Source organism: Thermus sp. (assembly GCF_056332225.1).
Genome location: NZ_JBWGQW010000011.1, coordinates 1 through 17,884, shown reverse-complemented (window position 1 = coordinate 17,884; position 17,884 = coordinate 1). Strand labels below are relative to the sequence as shown.

Here is a 17,884-nt window from a genome sequence, read left to right as displayed (position 1 = left end):
GGCCCGATTATAACGCTTTTCTGCCTATCCGTGGAAAAGCGTGGAAGCCTTTGGCGGGCAGGGCGCCTCGGCCTGGGCCCGGGCCTGGCGCCTCGCCTCCCGGTCCACCCGCTCGTTCTCCGGGTGGCCGGCGTGCCCCTCCACGAAATGGAAGCGCACCCGGTGGGGGGCCATGGCGAGGAGAAGGGCCTCCCAGAGGTCTTGGTTTTTCACCGGGCTGCCCTCCGCCGTCCGCCAGCCCCGCTTCCGCCACCTTTCCAGCCAGCCCTCGGTGAAGGCCTTCTGCAGGTAGCGGCTATCGGTGTAGAGGTCCACCTGGCAGGGCTCCTTCAGCGCCTTCAGGCCTTCCACGGCGGCCCTCAGCTCCATGCGGTTGTTGGTGGTGCAGGGCTCCCCGCCGGAGAGGAGCTTCTCGTGGGCCTGGAAGCGGAGGAGGGCCGCCCAGCCCCCGGGCCCTGGGTTTCCCAGGCAGGCCCCGTCGGTGAAGAGCTCCACCCGCTTCACGCCGGGCCCCGGGCCTCCCTGGACAGGAGGGCCATGCTTAGGGCGATGAGGAGGAAGGCGAGGAGGGCCTGCAGGGGGATGGGGAACTGGGGGATGTATTCCGTACCGCAGGGCACGGGAGGCTTGCAGGCCAGGGTAAAGAGGTCGGGGAACCGCTGTTCCAGGAGGTGGAGGGTGCTGATGCTCCCGCCTATGAGGGAAAGGGCCAGACCGTAGGGCCACACCCCGAAGTCCTGCCGCCAGAGGGCGAGGCCCAGGATCACCGCCTGGGGATACATGAAGATCCGCTGGTACCAGCAGAGCTCGCAGGGCAGGAAAAGCCGCACCTCCGAGTAGTAGAGGCTTCCCAGGGTGGCCACCAGGGCCACCACCCAGGCGAAGGCCAGGAGAAGGGGGGCGCGCTTCATCGGGAAGAGCATATCCCTAAACTGGAGGCTATGGAGGAGGAAGCGCCGCGGGAGCTTAAGGAGGGGGAGGACTTCTACGTGGAGGAGGGGCGGGTGGTCTTCACCGAGGCCTACCACCGCAAGCGGGGCTACTGCTGCGGCTCGGGGTGCCGCCACTGCCCCTGGAAAGGGGAGGGGGACTAGGCCTCGAGGAGCGCCTCCACGAAGGCCTCGGGGTCAAAGGGCTGGAGGTCGTCCGGGCCTTCCCCCACGCCGATGAAGCGGATGGGCACCTTTAGCGTGCGCACGATGGGGACCAGCACCCCGCCCTTGGCCGTGCCGTCCAGCTTGGTGACGATGACCCCGGTGAGGCCCAAGGCCTCGTGGAAGCGCTTGGCCTGCTCCAGGCCGTTTTGCCCCGTGACCGCGTCCAGCACCAGCCACACCTCCCCGGGCTCCCCGGGGTCGGCCTTGGCGATGGCCCGCTTCACCTTCTTGAGCTCCTCCATGAGGCCCTGCTTGGTGTGGAGCCTCCCGGCGGTGTCCACCAGGAGGAGATCGTAGCCCCGCGCCCTCCTCGCCTGGGCGGCGTCAAAGGCGAGGGCGGCGGGGTCGGCCCCCTCCGCCCCCTGGATCACGGGTAGGCCAAGGCGCTTCCCCCACTCGGCGAGCTGGGCGCTCCCCGCGGCGCGGAAGGTGTCCCCGGCGCAGAGGAGGACCTTCTTGCCCAGGGCCTGGTAGTAGCGGCCCAGCTTGGCGAGGGTGGTGGTCTTGCCCACCCCGTTCACCCCCACCACCAGGACCACGTGGCCTTGGGGTTCCACGGGCCTGGGCCTCGTGGGGTTGAAGCCGAGCTTCCTCAGCGTGGCCCGCCGCTCGTCCGGCTCCAGCATCTGGACGAGCTTCTCCTTCACCGCTTCCTTCAGGTCCCTCCGCCCCGAGGCCCGCACCTCCTGGAGAAGCTCCTCCGTGGCCGAAAGGCCCACGTCGGCGGCGAGGAGGGCCACCTCCAGCTCCTCCAACACCGCCTCGGGGTCGGCGCCCCAGGGGATGGCCCTGAGGAGCCTTTCCCGGGTCTTGGCGAGGCCCGCCTTCAGGCGCTCAAAGAAACCGGCCATTCCCGCCCCGCCTTAGCGGAAGTTTACCCCAAGGGCCAGGCGCCAGACCTTGGGGAACTGGGCGAAGCCGTACACGTAGGTGCCCTCGGCGAAGAGGCCGGTGTAGGGGTCCAGAAGCCCCTCTAGCCCCAAGATGAAGCCCACCCCCAGGGTGGGCGTAGGTCCCAGAAGGCCGCTTAAGCCCCCGCCGAGGTAGGGGAGGGTTCCGGCCAGGGTGGGCTCGTACTGGCCCAGGTCCGGCTTGAAGAGGAGGTTGGCCTCGAGGACCACCCCGGGGGCCGCCGGGGAGAGCTCCGCCAAGAGGCGGCCCGAGAGGTTCTGCCGCAGGCGGTTTTCCACCCCGGCCCCGAAGGTGAGGCCCAGGCTTTCCCCGTAGCCAAAGCGCATCCCGATGGCGCCCTGGGCGCTGGCCAGGCTTAGAAAAAGGGCGAGGGAGAGAAGTAGCCGCTTCATCCTTTCCAGTATACCCAGGCTTGCGGCCTTTTTCACGAAAGGACCCGCTCCAGGCGGGAAAGCACCCGCGCCCTGCCCAAGAGGGCCATGAGCTCAAAGAGGCCTGGGGTCTCCAGGCTCCCCGTGAGGGCGGCCCGGAGGGGCTGGGCCACCTGGCCTAGCTTCAGGCCCCTTTCCTCCGCGAAGCCCCTAAGAAGGGCTTCCAGGGCGGCTTCCGTCCACTCCTCCTGCCTCTCCAGGAGGGGCTTGAGCTCCCGGAGGAGGGGAAGCCCCTCCGCGAGCTTCGCCCGGGCCTTTTCGGAAAAGGGGTAGTCCTCGGCGAAGAGGTAGCGGGCCTTCTCGGGGAACTCCTTCAGGGTGTCAAAGCGGGGGCGCATGAGCTCCACCGCCCGCCTCAGGTAGGCCTCGCTTTCCCAGGAAAGCCCCGCCTCCTTGAGGAAGGGCTTCGCCCTCTCCGCCACCTCCTCCAGGGAGAGCACCTCCCGGAGGTACTTCCCGTTCATCCAGCGGAGCTTCTCCAGGTCAAAGACGGGCCCTCCCAGGGAGACCCTTTCCCAGGTGAAGGCGGCGATGAACTCCTCCAGGGTGAAGATCTCCCGCCCGTCGGGCATGGAGAAGCCCATGAGGCAGAGGTAGTTCCTGAGGGCCTCGGGCAGAAACCCCTCCGCCTTGTACCAGTCCAGGGAGGTGTGGCTTTTGCGCTTGGAGATCTTGGTCTTGTCGGGGTTGCGCAGGAGGGGCATGTGGAAGAACCGGGGCACCTCCCAGCCGAAGGCCCGGTAGAGGAGGACGTGGATGGGGGTGGAAACCAGCCACTCCTCCGCCCGGATCACGTCGGTGACCCCCATGAGGTGGTCGTCCACCACGTTGGCCAGGTGGTAGGTGGGGTAGCCGTCGGACTTGAGGAGGACCACGTCGGGGATCTCCCCGTTGTCGTAGACCACCACCCCCCGAAGCTCGTCCTTGACCTCGGTGGTGCCCGGGCGGGGCACCTTGAGGCGGATCACGTGGGGCTCGCCCCGCCTCGCCCTTTCCTCCGCCTCCTCGGGGGGGAGGTTCCGGGCCCTCCCGTCGTAGCCCCCCTTCTCCTTGCGGATCCTCTCCAGCTCCTCCGGGGTCTCAAAGGCCCGGTAGGCCCAGCCCCGCCTCAGGAGCTCCTCGGCGTGCTTTTGGTAGAGGGGAAGCCTTTCCGACTGGCGGTAGGGCCCGTGGGGGCCGCCGATGTCGGGCCCCTCGTCGTAGGTGAGGCCGAGCCACTTTAAGGCGGCGAGGATCCTTTCCTCGGCCCCCGGCACAAAGCGCGCCCGGTCCGTGTCCTCTATGCGGACGAGGAAGCGCCCCCCGTTCTTCCGGGCCCAGGCGTAGTTGAAGAGGGCGATGTAGGCCGTGCCCACGTGAGGGTCCCCCGTGGGGCTTGGGGCAATGCGGGTCACCACCATACCGTGCCCATTATCTCACCCGGGCCTAAAGGTTGGGCCTTAGGCTTGAAGGTAATGGACGGCGAGCTCTTGGCCCAAGGACTGAGGAAGCGCTTCGGACCCAAGGAGGTGGTGCGGGGGGTGGACCTCTACCTCAGGCGGGGGGAGATCGTGGCCCTCTTCGGCCCCAACGGGGCAGGAAAGACCACCACCTTCTACATGGTGGTGGGCTTCATCAAGCCCACGGCGGGGCGGATCTTCCTCAAGGGGCAGGAGATCGGCCGCCTGCCCATGTACAAAAGGGCCCGCCTGGGCCTCGGCTACCTCCCCCAGGAGCCCAGCGCCTTTCGGCGCATGACCGCCTTAGAGAACCTCCTCGCCGTCCTGGAGTTTCAGCCTCTTTCCAAAAAGGAGCGCCTGGAGAAGGCCAAGGCCCTTCTGGAAGAACTCGCCATCTACCACCTGAAGGACCGCATGGCCTACGCCCTCTCCGGGGGAGAAAGGCGGAGGCTGGAGATCGCCCGGACCCTGGCCACCGACCCCGACTTCATCCTCCTGGACGAGCCTTTCACCGGGGTGGACCCGAAAAACGTCAAGGAGATCCAGAAGGTCATCGCCGAGCTCCGGGAAAGGCGGGGGGTGGGGGTGTTCGTCACCGACCACGCGGTGCGGGAGACCTTGGCCATCACCGACCGGGTCTACGTGATGTACGACGGCCAGATCCTCTTCCACGGGGACCCCGAGACCTTCGCCAAGGACCAGGGGGTGCGGCGGCACTACCTGGGCGAGGACTACGAGCTCTAGATGACCTTCTGGGCCCTCCTTGTCCTCATCCTTCTCCTTTCCGCCCTGGTGGCCTACCTGGGGGACAAGGTGGCCAAGTGGGCGGGGAAGCGCCACTACCGCCTCTTCGGGCTGAGGCCGAGGCAGACCGCTACCCTGGTGGCGGTGCTCACCGGGGTGGGGATCGCCCTTTTCAGCTACCTGGGCTTCCTCCTGGTCTTCCGCGAGGCCCGGGAGACCATCCTGGAGGCCGAGGCCATCCGCCAGGAGCGGGACCGGCTCAAGGTGGAACGGGAGGACCTCCTCCGCGCCAAGGAGGCCCTCGAGGCCGAGGCCGCCCGGGTCCTGGCCGAGGTGACCGCCCTGAGGACGGAGCGGAAGGAGCTCCAGGAGGCCCTCGAGGCCGCCGAGGCCCTGAGGCGGCGGCGGGAGGCGGAGCTTCGGGACCTGGAGGCCCGCCTGAAGGCCCTGCAGGGGCAGGTGGAGGGCCTGAAGGGGCGCCTCCGGGCCCTGGAGGAGGAGAAGGTGCGGCTTTCCGCCCTCCTCTCCGCCAGGGAGCGGGCCTTGGCCGAGCGGGAGAAGGCCTTGCGTTCCCTGGCGGAGGCGGCCCGGGAGGCCGAGGCGGAGGCCAAAAGGCGCCGGGAGGAGCGGGCCCGGCTCGAGGCCGACCTGGCTCTCCTGCAGGCCAGGTTGCGAGAGGCCCAGCGGGAGCGCCAGGCCCTGAAGGCCGAGGCCGAGGCCGCCCAGGCCCGCCTGGAAGAAAGCCGGGCCGAGCTCCGCCGGACCGAGGAGCGGGTGCGGGCCCTCCTGCAACAGGCGGAGGTTTTGCAGGGAGAGCGAGGCCAGCTCGCCCAGCGCCTGGCCCGCTTGAGCCAGGGGCTCCCCCTGGGGGAGGTTAGGCTTGGGGCCGAGGAGGGGCGGGTGGCCTTGGAGCGGGCGGCGGAGCGCCGGGCCCTCCTCCAGGGCTTCCGGGGGGCGGAGCTCCTCCTGGAGGAGGAGGTGCGGGGGCCCGGGGTGGCGGTCCTGGAGGGGGCGGGCTACCGGGAGGGGCGGCTTCTGGTGCGGGTCCGATTCTACCCAGAGAGGCGGGCCTTCGCCGCCCGGGAGGTCCTGGCCAGCGCCACCTTTCGCCTCTCCACCCCCGCCCGCCACCGGGAGGTGCTGGAGCGTCTTGGGGAGGAGGCCCGGAGGAAGCTTTTGGAGGCGGGCTTCCCCCCAGAGTACGCCACCTTCCCCTCCCCCGAGGAGCTGGCCCGGGGCCTGGCCCTCCTGGAGGGGAGGCGGGGGGTGGCGCGGGTGGGGGTGGTGGCCGTCCAGGACCTAAGGACCAGCGAGCGGCCCCTCCTCGCCTTCCAGCTTCTCGGCGGGCCTCCGGGCCCGGAGGTACCGGTCCCGACCCGCGAGGTCCGGTAGCACCCGAACCTCCTCCCAGCCCTTCGCCCGAAGCTCCTCCCCGAGAAGGCGGGCGTTTTCGGGAGCGAGCTCCAGGAGGAGGTACCCCCCAGGCCTTAGGGCGTGGAGGGCCTCCTCCGCCAGGGGGCGGGCCACGGAAAGGCCCTCGGGCCCGGCGTAGAGGGCCAGGGGGTTTTCAAAGGAAAGCTCCTTGGGGGCCACTTTCCGGTAGGCCTCGGGCAGGTAGGGGGGGTTGGCCACCACCAGGTCAAGCTCCCCAAGCCCCCCGGTGAGGGAGGCCATGAGGAAGCGCACGGGAAGCCCGAGCCTTCGGGCGTTTTCCTGGGCCAGGGCCAGGGCCTTCGGGTCCACCTCCGTGGCCCACACCTCCGCTTCGGGCAGGAACCGCTTCAGGGCCAGGGCGATGGCCCCTGTGCCCGTACCCACGTCCAGGACGCGGGGCCTGGGAGGGAGGGGGAGGCTTAAGGCAAGCTCCACCAGGCCCTCCGTCTCCGGCCGGGGGATGAGCACGCCCTCGGCCACCTTCAAGGGCAGGCCGAAGAACTCCACCTCTCCCAGGAGGTACTGGAGGGGGTAGCCGGAGAGGCGCTTGGCCAGAAGTTCCCAGGCCCTTCCCTCGCTTCCCGGGGGCGGGGGCTCCCTGAGCCTCAGGAGGAGGGTCTTGCGGGGAAGGCCCGTGGCCAGGGCGAGAAGGTCCCAGGCCTCGCCCTTGGGGAGGCCCGCGGCCTCAAGCCTCCCTTCCAGTTCCCGGAGGAGCCTTATCACGGGGGTAGACCACCACGTGCCGCTCCTCCCCCTCCCCCTGGCTTTCCGTGGTGACCTTGGGGTGGTTTTTGAGGAGCATGTGGACCAGGCGCCGCTCCGAGGGGCGCATGGGGGGAAGGGGCAGGGGCTCGCCCGTGAGCTCCACGGTGAGGGCGGCTTCCTCGGCCAGCTTGCGGATCTTCTCTTCTTGGCGCCTGCGGTAGCCGGCGGCGTCCAGCACCACCCGGTACTCCCCGCCAAAGTGCTTGGCCAGGACTACCCCGCACAGGTACTCCACCGCCTTCAGGGTCCGCCCCTCCTTGCCGATGAAGCGGCCCAGGTCCCCGCCCTTGACCTCGGCCTTTAGGAGGTTTCCCTCCTGGCGCACCTCCAGGTAGTAAGCCGGGTCCAGCCGCAGCAAAAGCCCCACCAGGAAGGCTTCCAGAACCTCCTTGGGGTCCTTGGGCTTCTCCTCCTTCCCCGCCTCCTTGAGCCCCACCTCCACCGGGGCCTCTTCCAACACCCCGAGGTCGGCGAGGAGATCGTCAATGCTCTTTTTCTTCTCGTCCATAAGCCCAGTTTACGCCGCCACCGGCTTCAAGCTCTTGTTGATGAGCCACTGCTGGAGAAGCCCGATGAGGTTGGACAGCACCCAGTAGAGGGTGACCCCGGAGGGGAACTGCAGGACCAGGAAGACGAAGACCAGGTTCATGAAGAGGCTTTGGCGGATGAGGTCCTTGTTGCCGTGGGCGGAGAGCCACGTGGAGAGGAAGGTGGTGGCCACGTAGAGGGCCGGGAGGACGTAGAAGGGGTCGGGGAGGGCCAGGTCGGGGATCCAGAGGAGGCCCTGGCCGAACTCGTAGTTGGCGATGACCTTCCAGAGGATGAAGAGGATGGGCATCTGGATGAAAAGGGGCAGGCACCCGGCGGCGGGGTTCACCTTGTGCTCCTGGTAGAGCTTCATGGTGGCCTCGGCCCGCTTGTTGGGATCGTCCTTGTACTTCTCGTTGATCTTCTGGATGAGGGGCTGGAGGCGTTGCATCTCCGCCATGCTCTTGAACTGCTGGTGCATGAGGGGCCAAAGGAGAAGGCGGACCACCAGGGTGAGGAAGAGGATGGCCAGGCCCCAGCTTCCCGTGTAGCGGAAGGCCGTTTCCATGAGCCAGAGAAGCCCCAGGGAGAGCTGCCCCCAGAGGTTGGGGGCGAAGAGGCCGGGCAGGGAGAGGAGGCCCTCCACGTGGAAGCGCACCAGCTCGTTCTGGCCGCCGTATACCTTTAGGGCCTCCCCCGGGGAGAGGAAGACCTCGCCTTCCTTGCCCAGGAGCTTGGCCCTGAAGGGCTTTTCGGCGAAGGCCACCAGGGCGTAGCCCGCCTTGGGCCGGGTCTGCCAGGCCAGGTAGCGGACCTGGCCTTCCCCGCTGGGGAGGGGTTCCTTTTGGCCCTCCAGGAGGACCTTGGGGGTGCCCTGAGGGGCGAGCTTGAGGGCGAGGGGGAAGTCGGCGGCCACCTCCAGGGTGTACCGCCCCTTGGCGATGCGGTAGGTGAGCGTGCCCTCAGGCCCCTGGAAGCGGGCGAGGAGCCGGCCGTCCTCCACCAGGAACTCCGCCTTTTCCGGGCGGAAGCCAAGGGGAGAGAGGACGGGGCCACCGGCCGCGAGGTTTGGGGCCCGGGTGTAGTCGCCGATCTGGGTGCCCTTGTAGGTCTTCACGTACCAGCCCACCACCTGGCCCTGGGCGTCAAAGGCCAGGTCCATGAGGTTGGTGATGGCCACCTTTTCCGGGGTCCCGTCCCCGTTGACGTCGGCCTCCTTGAAGGTGGCCTCGAGGGCCAGAGCGGGCAGGAGGAGGAGGGTAAGGGCGAGAAGCCGCCTCATCGGACCCCCTCCTTCCCCCGCTTTGCCGGGAAGACCAGGGGCACGGGGTCCAGCCCCCCGGGGTGGAGAGGGTGGCACCGGAGGAGGCGCCTCGCCGCCAGGTAGCTACCCCAGAAGGCCCCGTGCCTTTCCAGGGCCTCGAGGGCGTAGGCCGAGCAGGTGGGATGAAAGCGGCAGGTCCTAGGCTTTAGGGGGGAAAGGAAGCGCCGGTAAGCCCGGATGAGCAGGATCAAAAGGCCACGCACGCCGCCTATTGTACCAGCCCGCTTTTCCTTAAGGCGCGCACCACGTCCTGGAAGAGCTCGGCGAAGCCCGCCTCCCGGGCCTCGGGGGTCGCCACCAGGAGGAGGTGGGCCTTGGGAAGGTGGAGGCGGCGGAGGATCTCCCGCAGGCGGCGCTTCACCTTGTTGCGCACCACCGCCTTCCCCACCTTCTTGGACACCACGATCCCCACCCTAAGCTCGGGAGCGGGGAGCCACTTCGCGCTCACGTACCGCCCCCGCCCCGCCTTGCCCTTGCGGAGCCTCTGGAAGGCCCGGTCCCCCTTTAGGGAAAGGAGCCTGCCCCCCGGGGCGGGGGGCCTTTGGCCTAGCGCTTCCGCACCGCGGGCGTGAGGCGCCAGCGGCCCTTCTGCCGCCTGCGCTTCAGCACCTTCCTGCCGCCTGGGGTCCGCATGCGGGCCCGGAAGCCGTGGGTTTTGGCCCGCTTCCTCCGGTTGGGCTGCCAGGTCCTTTTCATCCATTTCCCTCCCTGGGGCCCTGGGCCCCGATACCCTAAAGAGTGTAGCATAAGGGAAGGGAAACCTGGTCTAACGCTTTTTTGCAGGCAGGCTTTAGCGTTGACAACCCCCGCCCAGTTCCCCTATACTCCCCGGTAAACGGTCGTTAGGGAGGGACCCGTGGCCCAACTCTTGGTGGAGAACATCACCCTCACTTTTGGCGGCGTGGCGGCCCTTTCGGGGGTCTCCCTGCAGGTGGCCAAGGGGGAGCTGGTTTCGGTGATCGGGCCCAACGGGGCGGGGAAGACGAGCCTCTTGAACTGCATCTCCGGCTTCTACCACCCGGAGCGAGGACGCATCCTTTTTGAGGGGCAGGAGATCACCCGGGCGAGCCCCCACGAGATCACCCGGCGGGGCATCGCCCGCGCCTTCCAGAACATAGAGCTTTTCTCCGGTCTCACCGTGCTGGAAAACCTCATGCTGGCCCGGCACGCCCACCTGGCCTACGGCCTCCTCTCCGCCGGGGTCTTTTACGGGAGGGCCCTGGGGAAGGAGGTGGAGAACCGCCGGGCGGTGGAGGAGGTCATAGACTTCATGGAGCTGGAGCCCTACCGCAAGGCCCTGGTGGGGAACCTCCCCTACGGGGTGAGGAAGCGGGTGGAGGTGGCCCGGGCCCTGGCCCTTTCTCCCGAGCTCCTCCTCCTGGACGAGCCCATGGCGGGGATGACCCTGGAGGAGAAGGAGGACATGGTGCGCTTCATCCTGGAGATCCGGGCCCGGGGCACCACGGTCATCCTCATTGAGCACGACCTGGGGGTGGTCATGGACATCTCCGACCGGGTCTACGTCCTGGACTTCGGCCAGGTCATCGCCGAAGGGCGCCCTGAGGAGGTGGCGAAAAACCCCCGGGTGCAGGAGGCCTACATGGGGGTGGAGGCGTGAAGGCCCTGAGGCCCTCCTACGAGATGAAGCGCTACACCCTGCCCCAGCTCCTCAAGCTCCGGGCGGAGCGCGAGGGGGACCGGGTGGCCCTAAGGGAGAAGGACTACGGCATCTGGAACGAGGTCACCTACGCCCAGTACTACGAGAACGTCCTCCTCTTCGCCCACGGCCTCCTCTCCCTGGGCTTTCGGCCGGGGGAGAGGCTCGCCATCATCGCCGACAACATCCCCGAGTGGCTCTACGCCGAGCTCGGGGCCCAGGCGGTGCGGGGGATCAGCGTGGGGGTCTACCAGAGTAGCCTCCCCCCGGAGATCGCCTACATGCTCCAGTACACGGGGGCGAGCGTGGTCCTCGCCGAGGACCAGGAGCAGGTGGACAAGCTCTACGAGATCCGGAACGAGATCCCCCACGTGCGCCACGTGATCTACGAGGACGAGAAGGGGATGCGGGGCTACCGGGACCCCTGGCTCCTCTCCTTCGCCGAGGTGCTGGAGCGGGGGCGGGAGCACCGGAGGAAGCACCCGGACGCCGTGGAGAGGCTCCTCCTCGAGGCGAGCCCGGAGGAGGTCTGTCACCTCTCCTCCACCTCGGGCACCACGGGCAGGCCCAAGGCGGCCATGCTCCGCCACCGCAACCTGATCCACATGGGGGTGGCCCTGCAGGAGGTGGACCCCCTCCTCCCCACGGACGACTACCTCTCCTTCCTGCCCCTCGCCTGGATCGGGGAGCAGATGATGTCCGTGGCCATGGCCCTCACGGGGGGGTTCGCCGTGAACTTCCCCGAGGCGGTGGAAACCGCCATGCAGGACCTCAAGGAGATCGGCCCCCACGTGATGTTCAGTCCCCCCCGGGTCTGGGAAAGCATCCAAAGCCAGATCTGGGTGCGGATCTCCGAGAGCTACGCCTTCAACCGCTTCGTCTACGAGAGGCTCCTTAAGGTAGGCTACCGGGCGGCGGAGTACCGCATGCGGGGAAAGCCCATGCCCTTTTCCCTCCGCCTCGCCTACTGGCTTGCCGACCAGGCCCTCTTCAAGCCCTTAAGGGACCAGCTGGGCTTTTTGCGCCTTAGACGCGCCTACACCGGAGGAGCGGCCCTCGGGCCTGACGTCTTCCGCTTCTTCCACGCCATAGGCGTCAACCTCAAGCAGATCTACGGCCAGACGGAGATCATCGGCATCGCCTTCGTCCACCGGGACGGCGACGTGCGCCACGACACCGTGGGCCTGCCCATCCCTGGGACCGAGGTCCGGATCAGCGAGGCGGGGGAGATCCTCCTCCGCTCCGATGCGGTCTGCGCCGGGTACTGGGAAAGGCCCGAGGCCACCCAGGAGACCTTTGGGGACGGCTGGCTTCACACCGGGGACGCGGGGTACCTCACCGAGGACGGCCACCTGGTGGTCATTGACCGCCTCTCCGACGTGATGCGCACCGAGAGGGGTACGGCCTTCAGCCCCCAGTTCGTGGAGAACAAGCTCAAGTTCTCCCCCTACATCAAGGAGGCCGTGGTCTTCGGGGACCGCAAGCCCTTTTTGGCGGCCTTCCTCAACATAGACCCCCAGACCGTGGGCAAGTGGGCCGAGGACCGGGGCCTGGCCTACACCACCTACCTGGACCTCTCCCTCAAACCCGAGGTGGCCGAGCTCATCCGCAAGGAGGTGGAGAAGGTGAACGCCGAGCTTCCCGAGGAGCTTAGGGTCCGGCGCTTCGTCCTTCTCTACAAGCTCCTGGACGCCGACGACGAGGAGCTCACCCGCACGGGCAAGGTGCGCCGGGGCCTCATCGCCAAGAAGTACCTCCCCCTGGTGGAGGCCCTCTACTCGGGGGCGGGGGAGGTGGAGGTGGAGGCGGAGTACCGCTACCAGGACGGCACCTTGCAGCGGGTGCGGGCCAGGGTGCCGGTGTGGGACCTGGAAGAGGGGGTGTTGGCGTGAGCTTTTTCCTGCAGCTTTTCTTTTCCGGGGTGGTGCTGGGGCTGGTCTACGCCCTGGCAGCCTTGGGGTTTGTCCTCATCTACAAGGCGAGCCGGGTGGTGAACTTCGCCCAAGGGCAGTTCATCGCCATCGGGGCCTTTCTGGCCTACTTTGCCATGACGGCCCTGGGCGCTCCGTTTTTGCTGGCGGCGGCCTTGGCCCTCGCCCTCACCGCGTTCCTGGGCTTCGGGGTGGAGCGGGTCTTCCTCAAGCGCATGGTGGGGCAACCCATCATCTCCGTCATCATGGCCACCATCGGCCTGGCCTCCCTGCTGGACGGGCTCATCCACCTCACCCCCTTTGGGGCGGGGAACTTCAGCTACCCTAGCTTCCTCCCCCAAGGAGGGGTGAGCCTTCTCGGGGTGCAGGTCTCCTACGCTCAGCTCCTGGCGGTGGCCTTCACCCTGGTCTTCCTCGCCCTCTTCACCTGGTTCTTCCAGCGCTCCACCCTGGGCATCGCCATGCGCTCGGTGGCCGACGACCAGATGGCGGCCATGAGCCTCGGGGTTTCCGTGGAGCGGGTCTTCGCCCTGGCCTGGGCGGCCGCCGGGCTCACGGCGGCGGCGGCGGGGATGGTGGTGGGCACCATTTCCGGTCTCAACCTGGACGGGCTGGTGCATATCGGCCTCAAGGTCTTCCCCGTGGTCATCCTGGGGGGGCTGGATTCCATCCCCGGGGCGGTGGTGGCGGGTATCCTGATCGGCGTTTTGGAGAACCTGGCGGCGGGCTTTCTGGACCCCTTTGTGCCCGGCGGGGGTACCCGGGACGTCTTCCCCTTTCTGGTCCTCCTTTTGGTCCTCTGGTTCAAACCCCACGGCCTTTTCGGCACCGAGGAGATTGAGCGCGTATGAGGAACCCTTGGGCGCAGACCGGAAACTACCGCACCAGCTACCGACAAGACACCAGCATCTTCGCCACCCATCGGGAGCTGGTTTCCTTGCTCCTCTTCCTGGCCTTTCTCCTGGTCCTTCCCCAGTTCCTTTCCCGCACCCAGGTGTTTATCCTGGACCTCATCCTGGTGTACAGCGTGGCGGTCTTGGGCCTCAACATCACCACGGGGTACGCCGGCCTCATCAACATCGGCCAGGCGGCCTTCATGGGGGTGGGGGCCTATACCGCGGCCCTTCTCGCCCCCCAGGGCCTGCCCTTCCTTCTGCTGATCCCCATAGGGGGCTTGGTGGCCGCCTTCTTCGGCTTCCTGGTGGGCATCCCGAGCCTCAGGGTGAAGCACCTCTACCTGGCCCTCGCCACCCTGGCCTTCCAGGTGGTGTTTGAGTGGGTCGTGGGGCATATGCCCCTCCTCAAGCAGGGCGGGGCCATGGACATGCCCCGGGCGAGCTTTCTGGGCTACGAGGCGGGCTTCCGCAACCACTACCACTTCTGGTACTACGTGGCCTTTTCCGTTCTGGTTCTCCTTGCCCTTTTCTGGCGGAACCTCCTCCGCACCCGCTACGGGAGAGCTTTGGTGGCGGTGCGGGACAACGACCGGGCGGCGGACGCCATGGGCATGGACCCAGGTCGCACCAAGCTCTTCGCCTTCGCCCTGGGCGCCTTCTACGCCGGGGTGGCGGGGGTGCTCTACGCCTACCTCTCCCGGGCGGTGGTCATAGAGGACTACACCTTCGCCGTCTCCATCAAGCTCCTGGCCATGGCCATCGTGGGGGGGCTTGGGACCTTGGTGGGGAGTTTCCTCGGGCCCGCCTTCCTGGAGCTTCTGGACGTCAACATGGAGGCGCTCTCCAACTTCATCAAGGCCCTGGGCTTCAGCGTGGCCGGGGTGGACGTGGCGAGCGCCCTGAGGCCCTTGGCCTTTGGCCTCGTCATCGTCCTCTTCCTGGTGTTTGAGCCCCGGGGGCTTTACAACTGGTGGCGCCTGGTGCGAAGCTACTTCCGCACCTGGCCCTTTAGGTATTAGGCAACCCCCCGCACGGGGTTCGCAAAGGGAGGGAAGCGTATGAGGAGGACACTGGTAGGCGTAGCGGCGGTCTTAGGGTTGGCCATGGGCCAGCAGCAGGTCACCCTCTTCTGGTCGGGGGCCATCACCGGGCCCACCTCGGACGCGGGGGCCCCTTACGGGGCGGCGGTGGAGGACTACTGCAAGTACGCCAACGAGCGGAAGCTGGTGCCTGGGGTGGTCCTGAACTGCGTGGTGCGGGACGACCAGTACAACAACGCCAACACCCAGCGCTTCTTTGAGGAGGCGGTGGACCGCTTCAAGATCCCCCTTTTCCTCTCCTACGCCACCGGGGCCAACCTCCAGCTCAAGGCCCTGATCCAGGAGCTCAAGATCCCCACCATCCCCGCCTCCATGCACGTGGAGCTCATTGACCCTCCCAACAACGACTACTTCTTCATCCCTACCTCTACCTACTCCGAGCAGGTGGTGGCCCTCCTGGAGTACATCGCCAAGCAGAAGAAGGGGGCTAAGGTGGCCCTGGTGGTGAACCCCTCCCCCTTCGGCCGGGCTCCCGTGGCGGACGCCAGGAAGGCCGCCCAGCAGCTTGGCCTGCAGATTGTGGACGTGCAGGAGGTGGGCTCGGGCAACCTGGACAACACCGCCCTTCTCAAGCGCTTTGAGCAGGTGGGGGTGGAGTACATCATTCACCAGAACGTGGCGGGCCCCGTGGCCAACATCCTGAAGGACGCCAAGCGCCTGGGCCTGGACAAGAAGATGCGGCAGCTCGGGGCCCACTACACGGGTGGCACGGACCTTATCAAGCTGGCGGGGGAGGCGGCGGAGGGCTTCCTCTGGGCGACCAGCTTCTACATGTACCACGAGGACACCCCGGGCATCCGACTGCAGAAGGAGCTGGCCCAGAAGTACGGGCGTCCCCAGGCCATCGCCGAAAGCACCAACTACACCAACGGGATGCTGGCGGCGGCCATCGCCGTGGAGGCCATCCGCCGGGCCCAGGAGCGCTTCAAGCGGGTGAACAACGAAACCGTTTACCAGGCCATCGTGGGCATGAACGGGCCCAACGCCTTCAAGCCGGGCTTCGCCGTTTCCACTAAGCAGGGCATTGAGATTGACTTCACCAAGAGCGAGCACACCGGGGCGGAAGGGCTTAGGATCCTCGAGGCCAAGGGCGGCCGCTTCGTGCCCGTGACCGAGCCCTTCACCTCGGCCCTCTTCCGCAAGGTGCACTACGGCAAATAGCCCTCCTCCCGGGGCCCGGGACACCCCGGGCCCCTTTCCCAAGCGCCATGGACACCCTTAACCCCACCCGCCCGGAGGACCTCGGCCCCATCCTCCTTTTGGTGAACAACATCGAGGTGGTCTACCACGACATCGTCCAGGTGCTGAGGGGCGTTTCCCTCAAGGTCCCGGAAGGGCGGATCACCGCCCTCTTAGGCCCCAACGGGGCGGGGAAGACCACCACCTTGAGGGCCATCTCCGGCCTCCTCATTCCCGAGGACGGGGAGGTGGTGCGGGGGGAGATCCTCTACCGGGGAGAGCCCATCCAGAACCGCCCCCCCGAGGAGATCGTGAAACAGGGCATCGTGCAGGTGCTGGAGGGCCGGAGGGTTTTCAAACACCTCACGGTGGAGGAAAACCTCAAGGTGGGGACCCTGACCCAGGGGAGCCGGCACCTCAAGGAGGAGCTGGACCGGATCTACCACTACTTCCCCCGCCTGGCCGACCTCAGGCACCGGCTCGCCGGGTACTGCTCGGGCGGGGAGCAGCAGATGATCGCCATCGGGCGGGCCCTCCTTGCGAGGCCCAAGCTCCTCCTCCTGGACGAACCCTCCTTGGGCCTCGCCCCGCTTCTCGTGCGGGAGATTTTCGAGATCGTGGCCCGGGTGAACCAGGAGGAGGGGGTAACGGTCCTGGTGGTGGAGCAGAACGCCCGGATGGCCCTTTCCGTGGCCCACTACGGCTACATCATGGAGACGGGGCGGATCGTCTTGGAGGGGGACCGGGAAAGCCTCCTGGAGAACCCCGACGTGCAGGAGTTTTACCTGGGGGTGGCCAAGGGAGGGGGGCGGAAGAGCTTCAAGGAGGTCAAGGCCTACAAGCGCAGGAAGCGGTTCATGTAGGGCGGGGCGTCCCCCCGCGCCAGGAGGGGGGTGGCCGCTGGCCTAGTCCGCCTCCGGGTGCGTATCATGGGGAGCGTGGTGCGCTTCCGCAGGGAGGGCCTTCGCCTGGACCAAGCCGTGGCCGAGGCCTTGGGGGTGAGCCGGGCCCGGGCCCAGGCCTGGATCGCCCAGGGCCGGGTGCGGGTGGGGGAGAAGGTGGTTTCCAAGCCCGCCTACCGCCTAAAGGGGGAGGAGGTGGTGGTGGCCCCTCCCGAGGAAAGGCCCTGGGTGGTGCCGGAGGACCTCGCTTTGCCCGTCCTCTACGAGGACGAGGACATGCTGGTCCTGAATAAGCCCCCGGGCCTCCTCACCCACCCCGCCCCGGGGGTCTACACCGGCACGGTGGTGAACGCCCTTCTGGGCCGTTACTTCCCCCTAGAGGGGGGCGAAGCCCAGGCCTCGAGGCCCGAGCTTGTTCGCCCCGGCATCGTCCACCGCCTGGACAAGGACACGAGCGGGGTTCTGGTGGTGGCCAAGCACCCCGGGGCCCTCGAGGCCCTCTCCCAGGCTTTCCGCGACCGGATGGTGATGAAGCGCTACCTGGCCCTCACCGAGGGCCATCCCCGGGAGGGCACCCTCATCGCCCCCATCGGCCGCCACCCCGTGGAGCGGCACAAGATGCACGTGGGGGGCATCGCCCCCCGCTACGCCGAAACCGACTTCGCCCTCCTCAAGGTTTCTGGCCCCTACGCCCTGGTGGAGGCGAGGCCCCACACGGGGCGCACCCACCAGATCCGGGTCCACCTCAAGCACCTCGGGGCCCCCATCCTGGGGGACGAGCTCTACGGGAAACGGAGCCCCCATATCGGGCGCCAGGCCCTCCACGCCTACGAGCTCCGCATCCCCCACCCCCGCACGGGGCGCGTCCTGGAGTTCTTGGCCCCCGTGCCCCAGGACATGGCGGCGGCTTGGCGCGCCCTCGGGGGGGAGTGGCCTGAGGGGATCGCCTTGGCGGAAGACCCCGTATAATCGCCTCCAATGAGGCATGCCCCGGTTCCTCCGGCGCAGGGTGCGGGCGAGGTCCGCGGTCCGGGCCCGTCCCTGGGCGCCTCCTATGCCCTCCGCATCGGGGACGCCTGTGCGGTTCTCGCCGAGCTTCCCGAGGCCTCGGTCCACCTGGTCCTCACCTCCCCCCCTTACTGGACGCTCAAGCGCTACGAGGACGCCCCGGGCCAGCTCGGCCACATTGAGGACTACGAGGCCTTCCTGGACGAGCTGGACCGGGTGTGGCGGGAGGTCTTCCGCCTCCTCGTGCCCGGGGGCCGGCTCGTCGTCGTGGTGGGGGACGTGGCCGTGGCGCGAAGGCGCTTCGGGCGCCACCTGGTCTTCCCCCTTCACGCCGACATCCAGGTCCGGTGCAGGAGGATCGGCTTTGACAACCTGAACCCCATCATCTGGCACAAGCACACCAACGCCCGCCTCGAGGTGGAGGGGCGGGGCGTCTTCCTGGGCAAGCCCTACGAGCCCGGGGCCGTCATCAAGACG

The 17,884-nt window shown here is 67.8% G+C and carries 22 protein-coding genes; 11 read left to right on the top strand and 11 right to left on the bottom strand.

Annotation, left to right across the window (positions count from 1 at the left end; all coding sequences use genetic code 11):
• Window positions 1-24: 24 nt before the first annotated feature.
• On the bottom strand, window positions 25-504 hold the full coding sequence (gene rnhA, locus AC01Y6_RS03715) for a ribonuclease HI (protein ID WP_476670283.1): 480 nt from the start codon (window positions 502-504) through the stop codon (window positions 25-27).
• Entirely contained in the window at window positions 501-911 is a 411-nt protein-coding gene (locus AC01Y6_RS03710) for a disulfide bond formation protein B (protein WP_476670282.1), read from the bottom strand. Before AC01Y6_RS03710 ends, rnhA begins: the two co-directional genes overlap by 4 nt.
• A gap of 30 nt (window positions 912-941) precedes the next feature.
• Here AC01Y6_RS03710 and AC01Y6_RS03705 point away from each other — a divergent pair, with 30 nt between their 5' ends.
• Window positions 942-1,094 (top strand): DUF5522 domain-containing protein, encoded by a 153-nt coding sequence (locus tag AC01Y6_RS03705; RefSeq protein ID WP_428715370.1) that lies wholly within the window; start codon window positions 942-944, stop codon window positions 1,092-1,094.
• Here AC01Y6_RS03705 and ftsY read toward each other — a convergent pair.
• Genes ftsY through gltX form a run of 3 tightly spaced genes read right to left on the bottom strand, consistent with a single transcriptional unit; the run spans window position 1,091 to window position 3,900 of the window.
• Entirely contained in the window at window positions 1,091-2,008 is a 918-nt protein-coding gene (gene ftsY, locus AC01Y6_RS03700) for a signal recognition particle-docking protein FtsY (protein WP_347240787.1), read from the bottom strand. The genes AC01Y6_RS03705 and ftsY overlap by 4 nt on opposite strands.
• 12 nt (window positions 2,009-2,020) lie before the next feature.
• Window positions 2,021-2,461 carry a hypothetical protein gene (locus tag AC01Y6_RS03695; RefSeq protein WP_476670280.1) on the bottom strand — a complete coding sequence of 147 codons (441 nt, stop codon included), beginning with the start codon at window positions 2,459-2,461 and terminating at the stop codon, window positions 2,021-2,023.
• Window positions 2,462-2,493: 32 nt separating this feature from the next.
• Window positions 2,494-3,900, bottom strand: a complete 1,407-nt coding sequence (gene gltX / locus AC01Y6_RS03690; RefSeq protein WP_476670279.1) for a glutamate--tRNA ligase — start codon at window positions 3,898-3,900, stop codon at window positions 2,494-2,496.
• Between the two features lie 54 nt (window positions 3,901-3,954).
• Between gltX and lptB the strand changes: the two genes are divergently transcribed.
• Window positions 3,955-4,683, top strand: a complete 729-nt coding sequence (gene lptB / locus AC01Y6_RS03685) for an LPS export ABC transporter ATP-binding protein (RefSeq protein ID WP_347240784.1) — start codon at window positions 3,955-3,957, stop codon at window positions 4,681-4,683.
• Window positions 4,684-6,075, top strand: a complete 1,392-nt coding sequence (locus AC01Y6_RS03680) for a DUF3084 domain-containing protein (protein WP_476670278.1) — start codon at window positions 4,684-4,686, stop codon at window positions 6,073-6,075.
• Here the strand turns inward: AC01Y6_RS03680 and prmC are convergent.
• The 6 genes from prmC to rpmH are packed head-to-tail and all read right to left on the bottom strand — an operon-like array spanning window position 5,983 to window position 9,430.
• A complete protein-coding gene (gene prmC, locus AC01Y6_RS03675) occupies window positions 5,983-6,840 on the bottom strand; it encodes a peptide chain release factor N(5)-glutamine methyltransferase (protein WP_476670276.1) in 858 nt (285 codons plus the stop codon). The genes AC01Y6_RS03680 and prmC overlap by 93 nt on opposite strands.
• The gene (locus AC01Y6_RS03670) at window positions 6,803-7,390 is read right to left on the bottom strand and encodes a Jag family protein (protein WP_347240781.1); all 588 of its coding nucleotides are present in this window, start codon (window positions 7,388-7,390) and stop codon (window positions 6,803-6,805) included. Before AC01Y6_RS03670 ends, prmC begins: the two co-directional genes overlap by 38 nt.
• A 9-nt stretch (window positions 7,391-7,399) precedes the next feature.
• Window positions 7,400-8,692, bottom strand: coding sequence for a YidC/Oxa1 family membrane protein insertase (locus tag AC01Y6_RS03665; RefSeq protein ID WP_428720360.1), 1,293 nt, complete (start codon window positions 8,690-8,692; stop codon window positions 7,400-7,402).
• Entirely contained in the window at window positions 8,689-8,937 is a 249-nt protein-coding gene (gene yidD / locus AC01Y6_RS03660; RefSeq protein ID WP_347240779.1) for a membrane protein insertion efficiency factor YidD, read from the bottom strand. The genes AC01Y6_RS03665 and yidD overlap by 4 nt, the downstream gene beginning before the upstream one ends.
• 5 nt (window positions 8,938-8,942) lie before the next feature.
• On the bottom strand, window positions 8,943-9,314 hold the full coding sequence (gene rnpA, locus AC01Y6_RS03655) for a ribonuclease P protein component (protein WP_347240821.1): 372 nt from the start codon (window positions 9,312-9,314) through the stop codon (window positions 8,943-8,945).
• Complete coding sequence (gene rpmH / locus AC01Y6_RS03650; protein ID WP_011227941.1) at window positions 9,281-9,430, bottom strand: 50S ribosomal protein L34; 150 nt, start codon at window positions 9,428-9,430, stop codon at window positions 9,281-9,283. The genes rnpA and rpmH overlap by 34 nt, the downstream gene beginning before the upstream one ends.
• 160 nt (window positions 9,431-9,590) lie before the next feature.
• Between rpmH and AC01Y6_RS03645 the strand changes: the two genes are divergently transcribed.
• The 8 genes from AC01Y6_RS03645 to AC01Y6_RS03610 form a co-directional block, all read left to right on the top strand.
• Complete coding sequence (locus AC01Y6_RS03645; RefSeq protein ID WP_347240778.1) at window positions 9,591-10,352, top strand: ABC transporter ATP-binding protein; 762 nt, start codon at window positions 9,591-9,593, stop codon at window positions 10,350-10,352.
• Window positions 10,349-12,283 carry a long-chain fatty acid--CoA ligase gene (locus AC01Y6_RS03640; RefSeq protein WP_347240777.1) on the top strand — a complete coding sequence of 645 codons (1,935 nt, stop codon included), beginning with the start codon at window positions 10,349-10,351 and terminating at the stop codon, window positions 12,281-12,283. Before AC01Y6_RS03645 ends, AC01Y6_RS03640 begins: the two co-directional genes overlap by 4 nt.
• Window positions 12,280-13,173 carry a branched-chain amino acid ABC transporter permease gene (locus AC01Y6_RS03635; protein WP_347240776.1) on the top strand — a complete coding sequence of 298 codons (894 nt, stop codon included), beginning with the start codon at window positions 12,280-12,282 and terminating at the stop codon, window positions 13,171-13,173. The genes AC01Y6_RS03640 and AC01Y6_RS03635 overlap by 4 nt, the downstream gene beginning before the upstream one ends.
• Complete coding sequence (locus tag AC01Y6_RS03630) at window positions 13,170-14,237, top strand: branched-chain amino acid ABC transporter permease (RefSeq protein ID WP_428721778.1); 1,068 nt, start codon at window positions 13,170-13,172, stop codon at window positions 14,235-14,237. The genes AC01Y6_RS03635 and AC01Y6_RS03630 overlap by 4 nt, the downstream gene beginning before the upstream one ends.
• Window positions 14,238-14,276: 39 nt before the next feature.
• Window positions 14,277-15,479, top strand: coding sequence for an ABC transporter substrate-binding protein (locus AC01Y6_RS03625; RefSeq protein ID WP_428721777.1), 1,203 nt, complete (start codon window positions 14,277-14,279; stop codon window positions 15,477-15,479).
• A 47-nt stretch (window positions 15,480-15,526) separates the two neighbouring features.
• Window positions 15,527-16,360: an ABC transporter ATP-binding protein gene (locus AC01Y6_RS03620; RefSeq protein ID WP_476670274.1), complete on the top strand. Its 834-nt coding sequence runs from the start codon at window positions 15,527-15,529 to the stop codon at window positions 16,358-16,360.
• A gap of 75 nt (window positions 16,361-16,435) precedes the next feature.
• The gene (locus AC01Y6_RS03615) at window positions 16,436-17,368 is read left to right on the top strand and encodes an RluA family pseudouridine synthase (RefSeq protein ID WP_476670273.1); all 933 of its coding nucleotides are present in this window, start codon (window positions 16,436-16,438) and stop codon (window positions 17,366-17,368) included.
• Window positions 17,369-17,377: 9 nt separating this feature from the next.
• The coding region (locus AC01Y6_RS03610) for a DNA methyltransferase (RefSeq protein ID WP_476670271.1) at window positions 17,378-17,884 on the top strand (507 nt) is incomplete at its 3' end.

Excerpts from the sequence above, each read along its gene's own strand:
- AC01Y6_RS03710 (WP_476670282.1), bottom strand. The coding sequence starts at position 911 with ATGAAGCGCGCCCCCCTTCTCCTGGCCTTCGCCTGGGTGGTGGCCCTG.
- AC01Y6_RS03705 (WP_428715370.1), top strand. The coding sequence starts at position 942 with ATGGAGGAGGAAGCGCCGCGGGAGCTTAAGGAGGGGGAGGACTTCTAC.
- ftsY (WP_347240787.1), bottom strand. The coding sequence starts at position 2,008 with ATGGCCGGTTTCTTTGAGCGCCTGAAGGCGGGCCTCGCCAAGACCCGG.
- AC01Y6_RS03695 (WP_476670280.1), bottom strand. The coding sequence starts at position 2,461 with ATGAAGCGGCTACTTCTCTCCCTCGCCCTTTTTCTAAGCCTGGCCAGC.
- gltX (WP_476670279.1), bottom strand. The coding sequence starts at position 3,900 with ATGGTGGTGACCCGCATTGCCCCAAGCCCCACGGGGGACCCTCACGTG.
- lptB (WP_347240784.1), top strand. The coding sequence starts at position 3,955 with ATGGACGGCGAGCTCTTGGCCCAAGGACTGAGGAAGCGCTTCGGACCC.
- AC01Y6_RS03680 (WP_476670278.1), top strand. The coding sequence starts at position 4,684 with ATGACCTTCTGGGCCCTCCTTGTCCTCATCCTTCTCCTTTCCGCCCTG.
- AC01Y6_RS03670 (WP_347240781.1), bottom strand. The coding sequence starts at position 7,390 with ATGGACGAGAAGAAAAAGAGCATTGACGATCTCCTCGCCGACCTCGGG.
- AC01Y6_RS03665 (WP_428720360.1), bottom strand. The coding sequence starts at position 8,692 with ATGAGGCGGCTTCTCGCCCTTACCCTCCTCCTCCTGCCCGCTCTGGCC.
- rpmH (WP_011227941.1), bottom strand. The coding sequence starts at position 9,430 with ATGAAAAGGACCTGGCAGCCCAACCGGAGGAAGCGGGCCAAAACCCAC.
- AC01Y6_RS03630 (WP_428721778.1), top strand. The coding sequence starts at position 13,170 with ATGAGGAACCCTTGGGCGCAGACCGGAAACTACCGCACCAGCTACCGA.
- AC01Y6_RS03625 (WP_428721777.1), top strand. The coding sequence starts at position 14,277 with ATGAGGAGGACACTGGTAGGCGTAGCGGCGGTCTTAGGGTTGGCCATG.
- AC01Y6_RS03620 (WP_476670274.1), top strand. The coding sequence starts at position 15,527 with ATGGACACCCTTAACCCCACCCGCCCGGAGGACCTCGGCCCCATCCTC.